Origin of the sequence: Actinoplanes sp. TFC3 (genome assembly GCF_001553785.1) — a bacterium.
In the GTDB taxonomy this organism is placed as follows: Bacteria; Actinomycetota; Actinomycetes; order Mycobacteriales; family Micromonosporaceae; genus Actinoplanes.
Window position 1 is genome coordinate 97,477 of the sequence record NZ_LOJP01000002.1, and the last position, 9,761, is coordinate 107,237.

Consider the following 9,761-nt stretch of genomic DNA (forward strand, 5'->3'; position numbering starts at 1 on the left):
GCAGCCGCCCACCCAAAAAGCCGCCCCCCAGCAGCCGCCCACGGAAGAAACGGCCATTAAGCAGCCAGCCGCGAAAAAAGCGGCAGACCCGCGGGAAGCGGCAGACCCGCAGGAAGCGGCAGACCAGCAGGCGGTCGCGAAAGGAGCCGGAAGCCCGCGGCAAGCCGCCCCGCATGAGGCCGCTGATCAGGAAGTGCTGCACCGGGAAGTGCCCCGGACCGGAACAGGCCGTTCCGAGAACACCCCTGCCAACTCCACCTGGCCCCCACACCCACGCGGCCCAGAAAACGCCAGGCCAGAAAACGCCAGGCCCGACACCATCAGGCCGGAAAACATCAGGCCGGACACCGCCCGCGGCCGCGCCTCGGCCCCCCTGCCGCCGCCCAACCGCTCGAACAACCACGCCGACCGCCTGCAAGCATCAGCCCCCGTCAGCCCAGGCCCGCAGATTCCCGCCGGGAAGGTGGTGAACCAGCGCGGCATCGCCAAGGTCCCGGCGCGCCCGCCCATGCTGCCCGGCCTGCAGCTTCAGCCGGTTGTCCACGTTGCCGGCATGCGGGCCGCCGTCGAGTTCTATGAGGCGCTGGGTGGCGCGCTGGTGCACGGTGACCGGGATGGCGCCTGGGTGCTCATGCAGGTTGGTATCCACCAGATCAGCCTGGTCAGCCGGCCGCCCGATCCGTCGCGCGGGGAGAGCACCGTCGAGCTGAACTTCTCCGCGACCATGCCCCTGCACCGGCTGCAGCAGTTGCTGATCGAGCGGAACATCACGATTGTGAAGGTTGCCGTGGACGGTGAGATCGGCACCCAGTTGCATGTGGAGACGCCGGACGGGATGCCGATCAAGATCCACCATGTGGAGCCGGATTTTCTCGTCTGAGGTGGCCCCGGTGCCTGGCCGACGGGATGGCCAGGCGCAGGATGAGCAGGCCGAGCAGGGCGCCTGCGGTGTTGGCGATCAAGTCGTTGACGTCCACGGTGCGCCGGCTGCCCACTGTCACGCCGAGGATGAACTGCACGAGTTCGATGGTCGCGCTGGCGGCCAAGCCGCTGAGGGCGATTCTGCGGTACGAGTCGGTGCTGCGCGCAATCAGCGGGAGCAGGACGCCGAACGGGACGAACATGATCACGTTGAGCACGAAGCTGGGCGCGTCCACGACGCCGGGGATCCAGTGGATCATCTCCGTGAACGGCTCGCCGGCCCAGTACGACGGTGGGTGCGCCTGGATCGGAAACACCGTGATGGCGACAACGCTCAGGACGTACAGCAGGAACGTTGCCTTCAAGAAGCTGCGCCGCATGATTGCTCAACCGTAAAGGCTGCGCGCAGGCTACGACGACCGTCACCGTGCTGAGCGCCGGAAGCGCGACCGGGCCGGCATGTTGCTCAGCGTGGGGCGTACATGATGACGGCCACGCCGCCCAGGCAGAGCGCGGCCCCGATCAGGTCGTAGCGGTCCGGGCGGAAGCCGTCGAGCAGCATCGCCCAGCCGAGTGAACCTGCGACGAACACCCCGCCGTACGCGGCCAGGATCCGGCCGAAGTTGGGGTCGGGCTGCAGCGTCGCCACGAACCCGTACGCCCCGAGCGCGAGCACCCCGGCCCCGGCGAACAGCAGGCCGCGGTGCTCGCGCACGCCTTGCCAGACCAGCCACGCACCGCCGATCTCGGCGAGCGCGGCGAGCAGGAAAAGCGCAAGCGAACGCAGGACACCCATGAGTTGATCATGTTTCGCCGGCGGCCCCGCGGCAACAGGGAAGCCGGAGAATCAGGCGGTCAACTCGGCCGAAGTCCCACCGACGTGCGCGGCGAGGGCGGCTCGGCACAGCCGAGCAGGCCGACCAGGCCGGAAATCCAGAGCTGGCGGTAGACGGTAGGGCTCGGATGGCTGACCACGAGCTTTACGCCCGAGGCAGCCGCGGCATGAAAGCAGGCAACGAGAATGCCGATGCCGATGCTGTCGATGAGCATGACCCGTTGCAGGTCAAGGTCGATCTTGGCCGGCGTCTGCGCGGTGAGCACGTCGTTGACGGCGTCACGCATGACGTGGGCGTTGTCCAGGTCGATCTCGCCGCTCGGGGCGATCTCAACGGTGCCATCGGCCAACTGGCGAGTGGTGATCGGCAGATACACGGCTGCCCTCTTCCTGTCCTGGCGTCGTGCGGGCGACGCCGAACCTCCGCGGAGTCTGCTGCGCCCCGGCAGATCAGCCGGCCAGCCCAGCCCGGAACCTCACCAAGGCGCCGGCCGACAATCGCGTCCAACAACATTCCGCTGTGCTGCAAGTTACGCCAGGTAGGCGCGGAACGCCAGAGTAGTTCATCCGGTCAGAATGTGCTTAAGCGGTCACGGTGCGCCGCGGACATTGACGTAGGCGCCTCCTAACCGAATACTCAGCGTATGCGCAGGAGTGCCCTACGAGATGAGTGACGTTCACTTCAGGACGATCACGACGCCCGCGGAATACCCTGCCTCCGCCAGCTTGAACAGTGCCGATCTCGACGACACTCGGATCTTGCTGAACCGGTTCTACTACCCCATTGCCGTGGGGGTGCCGGAGGGGGCAGATGATTTCAAGTTCCGCGCCGACGTGATCCAACATGGAACGCTGACAGTTGGCCAGCTCGGCTTTGGAGCTGCCACCACGCTGGCGGCCAGTGACTTGGACGCGTACCACCTGACGATCCCGGTCACCGGCAAGGTGCACACCCAGCATGCCGGGGTGCGCGCAGTGGCCGACCCGGGTCGGGCGGTGATCTTCGGACCCGAGCTGCCGGTGTACACGCTGCACGACCCGAACTCCACGGAACTCGACGTGAAGATCGATCGCGCGGCGCTGGAAGGTGAGCTGAGCACGCTGCTCGGCCATCGGGTCACCGGCCCGCTCGAGCTGCCCTCGCTGGTCGATCTGAGCACCGGGCCGATGCGTAGCTGGAGCCGGCTGGTCCGGTTGCTGCGCGGAGAAATCACCCATCCGAGCAGCATGATGGGTTTGCCGATCATTGCCGGTCAGCTGCGTCACGCGGTCATCAGCGGCCTGCTGCTCAGTGTGCCGCACCGCTATTCCAACGAGCTCAGCGCGCCCGCACCAGCCGGTCCGCCGCGGGCCATCCAACGGGTCGTGGACGCCATCCATGACGAACCCGAACGGCCCTTCACGGTGGCTGATCTGGCCGGGATTGCGGGCGTCAGCGTCCGGTCCCTGCAGGAGGGATTCCGCCGGTACGTCGGCAGCGCCCCGATGGCGTACCTGCAACAGGTCCGGCTGACCAGGGCGCACGAGACCCTGCGGCGCGAGGATCCGGCGCGGACCACCGTCGCCTCGGTGGCACATCGGTGGGGATTCGCCCATCTGGGCCGGTTCGCTTCGTCGTACCGGGGGCGCTACGGGGTCAGCCCGTCGGAGACGTTGCGCGATAATCGGTAGCCTGCTCGCCGTGGCCCGGGTTGTCCGCCCGGGCCGTCGGCTTGAGATCATTCGCCGGGATCGTGGCGGCGTCGCGGGCGCGGCATCTCGCCGACCCGGGGTTCGCCAAGACCGCCGAGGAGATTGCCCCGCGGTGGCACCCAATCACGCCACGGACCCAGCCGCGGCGGTACGGCCGCCGCCTCGCCGTCGCCGGCGCCGCGCAGCTCACGCAGATATTCGAGCACCCGGGCGGCCGCGGCTCCACCGTCTCGGGCGAGGGCGGCCAGCACCTCGGTTTCGTCGCCGAGGTCGATGCCCCGGCGGTCCAGCACGGTAGCCAGGCCGAGGAGCAGCCGCACCACCTCGCTCGCGTCACGCTCGGCATCGGGCAGGCTGCTCATCGCGAGCCGTCCGATCCGCCCGGACGCGGACGGCGCCGCGGTTCCCAGCGATCGTTCATTCCTCACGTTCCCCTCGCCACCGGTGCGCGATCCCCGCCGGACCCCACACAGGCGACACCGCTGAAATGTATTCGTCTCGTCACGCACCGTCCATCCGCTGCGCGCGGCGGCTGTCCGAATCACGCTTACTCGGCGCCGAAGTGCAGGATCGTCCCATTTATTCCACCTATCTCACCCGAGCGGCGCTGCGCGCGTTGTGATCTGTTACCGAAGGGGTATCCGATGCAGCGACTCACAAGCGTGACTGGAGGAACGATGAGCGAGCAGATCCGGCCCCTGGAGGAGCAGCCCGAGGTGGTGGACGCCATCGAGGACGACGTGGCGGTGGACGAATTCGTCGGCGACGGCGGCCCGGACGCGGACACCCCGGCGTTCATCGAACCCGGAGCCCAGCCGGAGATCCGTACGGGCGCGGACCAGCCTTGGGATCCCGAGGACCTGGCCGTGGCGGAGGGCCACGACCCCACGCCGGAAAACGTGCAGCGCGCCCGCGAGGAACTCGACCGCGACGGCGCAGCGGCCATCGAGAAGACGGTTCCCTGACCGAGATCGAGGACCCAGTTCTGGCCGGCGAGGAGCCGCACCGAAGCTGTGGTGCGGCTTGGAACCCGGCCGCCTGGTAGAGATGCCGGTCGGCGGCGAGCACGTCGTTGGTCCACAGGGTAGCTGCGGTTACCCACGTTGTCGCATACCCGGCGATCTGCCCACAGGTCCGTGGCTCGGGGGACGGGCAGGCCCAGCGGACTCTCGCGCTTGCGTCGCTGCGGGAGCCTGCTGGGCCTGCTCGCCACCGGGGATGACGCCCGGACCACCGCGGCGGTCGAAGCCGCTACTGCACGGTGGCGGTGATGCTGTGCCAGCCGGTGGCGCCGTCGGGGAATGGGGTGGCGCGCTCCTCGACCTGAACCGCACCGGTGCCGTCGGTGGCCCGTACGGTCAGCGTGTGCGGGCCGGGTGTCGCGTCCCAGGAGTAGCGCCACTGGACCCAGGTGTCCGAGGAGGGCACCGGCAGCAGGTCCGCCTTCTGCCAGTCGCGGTCGTCGACCCGGATCTCGACGTTGCGGATGCCGCGGCGTTGCGCCCAGGCCACGCCTGCCACGTTCACCTTGCCGGCCTTGACGCTGGCGAACGGCTTGGGTGAGTCGATGCGCGAGGCGGTCTTCACCGGGCCGCGGGCACCCCAACCCCTTTTCACCCAGTACGCGTCATAGTCCGCGAACGTTGTCAGCTCCAGCTCGTCCATCCACTTGCAGGCACCGGCGTACCCGTACAGCCCGGGGGTGAGCATCCGGACCGGGAAGCCGTGTTCGAGCGGCAGCGGCTGACCGTTCATGCCGACCACCAGCATCGCGTCGCGGCCGTCCATGATCGTGGCCACCGGCGTACCGATGGTCATGCCCTCGACCGAGCGGGCCACGAGCTGATCCGCCGCCGGGTCCACGCCCAGTTCCTTGAGCAGCGGCGCCAGCGGAACACCCAACCACCGGGCGGTGCCGATGTACGGGCCGCCCACCTCGTTCGACACGCAGTTGAGCGTGATGTCTCGCTCGATCAGCGGGCGCTTAAGCAGATCGTCGAAGGTGAGCGAGGTTTCCTTGCCGATCATGCCGTGGATGCGCAGCGACCACGTCGACACATCGATGCGCGGCACGCTGAGCGCGGTGTCCACCCGGTACAGCGTGGGGGTGTAGAAGCCCGGAGCGGTGCCGTTGGGCAGGGGTTTTGCGGGATCGGCGGCCACCGGGAACCGGATGGCCTCCCGCGACTTGGTGATCGCTCCGCCGCGGACCCGCTTGATGGTCTCCGCAGTGCCCCCGGCGATCAGGGCGCCACCGCCGAGCACCACGGCCGCACGGAGAAAGGCGCGCCGGTCGATGACGACTTCGCGGACCGGTTTGGCCAGGTGGTAGAGCACGAAGCCGGCGATGGCCGCGCCAACCAGCGAGGGCACCGCGTCGTAGGCAATGGCTGCGGGCCGGGCCAGCGCGGCGGCCGCACCGGCCAGACCGAAGACGGCGGCACCGGCGATCGCCACCCAGCGGCGGCGGAAACTCAGAATGCCGACTGTTGCGGTGAACAGCACCAGGACCACCGCGATGCTGGCCAGCAGGACGGGCTTGTCATGGGTTCCGAGCGTGCGGACCGCGAACTCTTTGACCGGCGTCGGCGCCGCGTCGATGACCGCGCCACCCACCGCGACCAGGGGTCCGGCCGCCGGCCGGGTGGCCGCCGCGAGGACTTCCGCGGCAGCCACACCGAGGGCGGCCGAGAGCACGCCGATCAGCGCCGGTTTACCCGTACGCTGCAGCACGTCAGCTCTTCGGCATCAGAACGGAGTCGATGATGTAGACCGTGGCGTTGGCGGTCTGCACGTTGCCACACACCACCGAGGCGCCGCCGACCTTGAAGTCGGTTCCGCTGCCGGTGACCGTAACTTCCTTGCCCTCCAGCGTCTTGTGCTTGCCGGCCAGGTCCGCCGGGGCCAGCTTGCCGGGCACCACGTGGTAGGTCAGGATGTCGGTCAGCTGCTTCTTGTCGGCGAGCACCTTCTTCAGGTCGTTCGCCGGGATCTTCTCGAACGCCGAGTTGGCCGGGGCGAAGACGGTGATCGCCTCAGCGGTGTTCAGCGAGTCCACCAGGCCGGCCTTCTTGACCGCGCTGACCAGCGTGGACAGCACCGGGTTGCCGGACGCGGCGGTGGCCACCGGGACCTGCGCCATGGAGGCGAAGCTGCCCGGGTTCGAGTCATCGGTCGGCACGGCCGAACAGCCGGCTCCGAAGTTCGTCATGGTATCCGAGGCACCCGAGCTGGCCGGGGCCGACATCATCGGCGCGGCGGACGAGGTCATCGGCGCCGCCGGGGCCGAGCTTTCGGTGGAATCCGAGTCGCTGCCGCATGCGGCGAGCGAGAAGGAGAACAAGGCGGCCGCGGCGACGGCGGTGATCTGCTTGGTGCGCATTTTGAACCCCTCAGTCGTGATTACTTACCCTCACAACTGATTCGGACCGGTTAGGAAACCGGATGGGTCCTAAGTAAGGGAAACTTTGGCATAAAGCGGCTCAGTTGGGGTGAGTGAGCCGCCGGCCGGCTCCAGCGTGACCCCGAGCGCGTCGCTGCCAGGCAGTCCGTCGACAACTGCCACGGCAGAGCCGGCCCCGGCGGCCATCACCCCGGCGTCGGCCGGTGTGGAGCCGTGGATGCTCCATAGCTGGAACGCCTGGTTCGAGGCGGGAGCCCGGTCGGCGCCGAGCGATACGACGGCGGCATTGCGCGTCACCGAGGACGCCACGGTCAACGTGCCGCCACCGCGCACCGGCGAGGTCCGCACGACCAGGTCGGGCGAGGCGAGGATGGACTGAATGCGAGCCTCGCGCAGTTCCGCTGCTGCGGCGACCGCGCTCTGGTCCCGTACCCGCTGATCCTGAATGGCGTAAACGGTCGTACCCGTGCCGGCGGCCAGGACCACCGCGGCGGCCGCAGCCAGCGTCCAGCGCCGCACCCGGGTCTCCCGCGACTTGTGCGCGGGCGCCGCTGGCTCGGGCGGAGGAAGCTGCCGGGTACGCCCGATCGCCGCCATGACCTCGGTGCGCATCCGCGGCGGCGGCACCGACCACGTGCTGTCGGCCATCCGCGCGGAGGTCTCCCGCAGTTCATCCAGCTCGGTACGGCAGGCGTCGCACTCCTGAACGTGACGCTCGAACGCCACCCGCTCAAGATCGTCCACCGCGTCCAGCACGTAAGCCCCGACCAAGGAATGCACATCCGTACCCATCAGGCCAGCACCTCCTTAGGCATGCCCTTCCGGCCCTCGCCGTCACGGCCGCAGTCAACTAACGGTCGGCGACGCTCGGTGCAGGCGGTCATGCCATCACCTCCACGCCCAAGCAGTCCCGCAGTCGAATCAACCCATCGCGCATCCGGGTCTTGACCGTCGGGAGGGGGGTGCCGAGGAGTTCGGCTACCTCGCGGTACGAGTGACCCTGATAGTAGGCGAGCGTCACGGCTTGGCGCTGCAGCTCGGTGAGGTCGTCCAGGCAGTGGCGCACCTGCTGGCGTTCCAGGCGCCCCGACACCTCGTCGACCACCTCGTCGTACGGAGTATCGACCGACGCGGCGCCGACCTTCAGGGTTCGATCGGCGCTGGCCTGTTCGGCCCGTACCCGGTCCACCGCTCGGCGGTGGGCGATGGTGAACACCCAGGCCGTGGCCGACCCGCGGGAGCCGTCGAAGCGCGCGGCGGTGCGCCACACCTCGACCAGCACCTCCTGGGCGACCTCCTCGGCCTGCGCCGGGTCGCGCAGCACGCGCCGGATCAACCCGTAGACGCGTGGCGCGACGAGGTCGTAGAGCCGCGCGAACGCAGCCTCATCCCCGCGCGCCACCGCGCGTAAGAGGTCACCCACGTCGGCCGGCGGCGTTGGTACGGCAGCTAGATGTTCCGGACGTCGTGCGGTGCCGTAGTCCGTCATCTCGATTGCCTCTCACTTATCCACGGGCGTTCAACGTTGATTCGGAGCGGCGGGCTATGGGGATGGCTCACAAATCGACAGTGCGCCCGGTTGCGATGGATTCCGCGGCGGCCGCCAGGATTTTGACGACCTGGGCCCCGAACTCCAGGTCGAGCGGCGACGCCGGCCCACCGCCGGCCGCCGAGATGAGCGCGTCGACCGCCCGGCCGAAGGCCTGCACGGGCTGCCAGTCGACCGCCGGGACCCCGGCCACGCCGGACTCGCCGAAGAAGGCCGCGTCCTCGCGTTCCAGCTTGGCCGGCGCGTTCACGGTCAGGGTCAGCGTGGTGATCGCGCCGCCGGTGTGGCGCAGCAGCACGTGCGTCATGTCCCGGGTGCCCCTCAGCGCGGTGACCTTCTCGACCGGGCCGAGCACCGGCAGCACCAGCGCGGTGGCGTGCGGGCCGACGTCCCAGAGGCCGCCGCTCTCCTTGCGCCACACGGACTCGCCGAAGGGGTTGCCCTCGTTGAAGATCGAGCCGAGGTGGTCCACCCGGGCCTCGAGCCAGCCGCCGGTCGCCGTGACCCCGGCCAGGAAGTCGTCGATCTGCGGCATGAAGCGGCGGGTGAAGAACACCACACCGGCGGCGTTGTTCTCCTTGGCCGCGGCCACGATCTCGTCGGCGGCCTCGGCGGTGAAGGCAACGGGTTTGTCCAGCAGCAGGTGCTTACCGGCGCGGGCTGCCCGCAGCGCGATGTCCGCCTGGACGTCCGGCGGCAGGGCGACCGCCACCGCGTCCACGCCGGCGATCAGCGCGTCGATGTCCGCGTACGCCTTGGCGCCGTGCTGCTCGGCGAGCTCGGTGGCCTTCTCCGGGTTGCGTCCCCAGACCCCGATGAACTCGACGTCCTTGTGCGCGGCCAGGGCCGGCGCATGGGCCAGGTGCGCCCAGGGTCCCGTACCGAAAAGTCCGAATTTCATGGCAGTGCCGCCTTCCCGCGCTGGATCACCCGGCCGAAAGCTAACACGCTCCGGCTGATCAGTACGCTGGGCCGGTGATGAACGGCCCGCTCTCGCTTGCGACCATCGTGGTGGCCTGTGTGCTGGGCGTCTGGTATCTGATCCGGTGCGCGCTGAACAAGGCGCCGAGCAACACCGACCTGTGGTCCATGCTCGGCCTCGGCGCGCTGGTGGTGGTGCTCGTGGTGGTCGCCATCGTGGGCCTGTTCACCGAGCCGCGCCCCAGCGACTGGACCACGTTCGTCGGCTACCTGATCACCACGATCGCGTTCGCACCGGTCGGGGTGTATCTGGCCCGTCTCGAGCCGACCCGCTGGGGCCTGCTCATCCTGGCCGTCGCGGCGCTGACGCTGCCGGTCCTGGTGCTGCGCCTGCAGCAGATCGCCGAGGTGACCAGTGGCTGAGCAGCCCACCCCCACGC

The 9,761-nt window shown here is 69.2% G+C and carries 14 protein-coding genes; 5 read left to right on the top strand and 9 right to left on the bottom strand.

Annotated elements, in window-relative coordinates; translation table 11 throughout:
• A partial coding sequence (locus TFC3_RS37415; protein WP_201787280.1) for a hypothetical protein occupies nt 1–880 on the top strand: 880 nt, incomplete at its 5' end.
• Here the strand turns inward: TFC3_RS37415 and TFC3_RS27425 are convergent.
• The 3 genes from TFC3_RS27425 to TFC3_RS27435 form a co-directional block, all read right to left on the bottom strand.
• A complete protein-coding gene (locus tag TFC3_RS27425) occupies nt 843–1,301 on the bottom strand; it encodes a VanZ family protein (protein WP_067507911.1) in 459 nt (152 codons plus the stop codon). The two genes, TFC3_RS37415 and TFC3_RS27425, sit on opposite strands and share 38 nt — an antisense overlap.
• 86 nt (nt 1,302–1,387) lie before the next feature.
• On the bottom strand, nt 1,388–1,717 hold the full coding sequence (locus TFC3_RS27430; RefSeq protein ID WP_067507913.1) for a YnfA family protein: 330 nt from the start codon (nt 1,715–1,717) through the stop codon (nt 1,388–1,390).
• A 59-nt stretch (nt 1,718–1,776) separates the two neighbouring features.
• Nucleotides 1,777–2,133 carry an STAS domain-containing protein gene (locus tag TFC3_RS27435; RefSeq protein ID WP_067507915.1) on the bottom strand — a complete coding sequence of 119 codons (357 nt, stop codon included), beginning with the start codon at nt 2,131–2,133 and terminating at the stop codon, nt 1,777–1,779.
• A gap of 349 nt (nt 2,134–2,482) precedes the next feature.
• On the opposite strand from TFC3_RS27435, the gene TFC3_RS27440 reads away from it, so the two are divergent.
• Nucleotides 2,483–3,427, top strand: a complete 945-nt coding sequence (locus TFC3_RS27440) for an AraC family transcriptional regulator (protein ID WP_236718478.1) — start codon at nt 2,483–2,485, stop codon at nt 3,425–3,427.
• Nucleotides 3,428–3,474: 47 nt separating this feature from the next.
• On the opposite strand, the gene TFC3_RS27445 is transcribed toward TFC3_RS27440, so the two are convergent.
• Nucleotides 3,475–3,876, bottom strand: coding sequence for a hypothetical protein (locus TFC3_RS27445; protein WP_236718479.1), 402 nt, complete (start codon nt 3,874–3,876; stop codon nt 3,475–3,477).
• Nucleotides 3,877–4,125: 249 nt separating this feature from the next.
• Here TFC3_RS27445 and TFC3_RS27450 point away from each other — a divergent pair, with 249 nt between their 5' ends.
• A complete protein-coding gene (locus tag TFC3_RS27450) occupies nt 4,126–4,413 on the top strand; it encodes a hypothetical protein (RefSeq protein WP_067507921.1) in 288 nt (95 codons plus the stop codon).
• A 286-nt stretch (nt 4,414–4,699) separates the two neighbouring features.
• Here TFC3_RS27450 and TFC3_RS27455 read toward each other — a convergent pair whose 3' ends face one another.
• Nucleotides 4,700–6,181 carry a molybdopterin-dependent oxidoreductase gene (locus TFC3_RS27455; protein WP_369819699.1) on the bottom strand — a complete coding sequence of 494 codons (1,482 nt, stop codon included), beginning with the start codon at nt 6,179–6,181 and terminating at the stop codon, nt 4,700–4,702.
• 1 nt (nt 6,182) lies between these two features.
• Nucleotides 6,183–6,590: a fasciclin domain-containing protein gene (locus tag TFC3_RS39640; protein ID WP_236718480.1), complete on the bottom strand. Its 408-nt coding sequence runs from the start codon at nt 6,588–6,590 to the stop codon at nt 6,183–6,185.
• Here TFC3_RS39640 and TFC3_RS39645 point away from each other — a divergent pair.
• Complete coding sequence (locus TFC3_RS39645; RefSeq protein ID WP_236718481.1) at nt 6,589–6,870, top strand: hypothetical protein; 282 nt, start codon at nt 6,589–6,591, stop codon at nt 6,868–6,870. The genes TFC3_RS39640 and TFC3_RS39645 overlap by 2 nt on opposite strands.
• 29 nt (nt 6,871–6,899) lie before the next feature.
• Here TFC3_RS39645 and TFC3_RS27465 read toward each other — a convergent pair whose 3' ends face one another.
• The 3 genes from TFC3_RS27465 to TFC3_RS27475 all read right to left on the bottom strand — a co-directional run bounded on the left by TFC3_RS27465 (nt 6,900) and on the right by TFC3_RS27475 (nt 9,301).
• On the bottom strand, nt 6,900–7,643 hold the full coding sequence (locus TFC3_RS27465) for an anti-sigma factor domain-containing protein (protein WP_067507925.1): 744 nt from the start codon (nt 7,641–7,643) through the stop codon (nt 6,900–6,902).
• Nucleotides 7,644–7,731: 88 nt separating this feature from the next.
• Complete coding sequence (locus tag TFC3_RS27470) at nt 7,732–8,340, bottom strand: sigma-70 family RNA polymerase sigma factor (protein ID WP_067507927.1); 609 nt, start codon at nt 8,338–8,340, stop codon at nt 7,732–7,734.
• Between the two features lie 67 nt (nt 8,341–8,407).
• Entirely contained in the window at nt 8,408–9,301 is an 894-nt protein-coding gene (locus tag TFC3_RS27475; RefSeq protein WP_067507929.1) for a Gfo/Idh/MocA family protein, read from the bottom strand.
• 77 nt (nt 9,302–9,378) lie between these two features.
• On the opposite strand from TFC3_RS27475, the gene TFC3_RS27480 reads away from it, so the two are divergent.
• Nucleotides 9,379–9,744, top strand: a complete 366-nt coding sequence (locus TFC3_RS27480) for a hypothetical protein (RefSeq protein WP_067507931.1) — start codon at nt 9,379–9,381, stop codon at nt 9,742–9,744.
• Nucleotides 9,745–9,761: the final 17 nt, after the last annotated feature.

What these genes read in the sequence shown, in the direction of transcription:
- TFC3_RS27465 (WP_067507925.1), bottom strand. Translation starts at nt 7,643, where the DNA reads ATGGGTACGGATGTGCATTCCTTGGTCGGGGCTTACGTGCTGGACGCG.
- TFC3_RS27430 (WP_067507913.1), bottom strand. Translation starts at nt 1,717, where the DNA reads ATGGGTGTCCTGCGTTCGCTTGCGCTTTTCCTGCTCGCCGCGCTCGCC.
- TFC3_RS27425 (WP_067507911.1), bottom strand. Translation starts at nt 1,301, where the DNA reads ATGCGGCGCAGCTTCTTGAAGGCAACGTTCCTGCTGTACGTCCTGAGC.
- TFC3_RS27450 (WP_067507921.1), top strand. Translation starts at nt 4,126, where the DNA reads ATGAGCGAGCAGATCCGGCCCCTGGAGGAGCAGCCCGAGGTGGTGGAC.
- TFC3_RS39640 (WP_236718480.1), bottom strand. Translation starts at nt 6,590, where the DNA reads ATGGCGCAGGTCCCGGTGGCCACCGCCGCGTCCGGCAACCCGGTGCTG.
- TFC3_RS27475 (WP_067507929.1), bottom strand. Translation starts at nt 9,301, where the DNA reads ATGAAATTCGGACTTTTCGGTACGGGACCCTGGGCGCACCTGGCCCAT.
- TFC3_RS27480 (WP_067507931.1), top strand. Translation starts at nt 9,379, where the DNA reads ATGAACGGCCCGCTCTCGCTTGCGACCATCGTGGTGGCCTGTGTGCTG.
- TFC3_RS27470 (WP_067507927.1), bottom strand. Translation starts at nt 8,340, where the DNA reads ATGACGGACTACGGCACCGCACGACGTCCGGAACATCTAGCTGCCGTA.
- TFC3_RS39645 (WP_236718481.1), top strand. Translation starts at nt 6,589, where the DNA reads ATGGAGGCGAAGCTGCCCGGGTTCGAGTCATCGGTCGGCACGGCCGAA.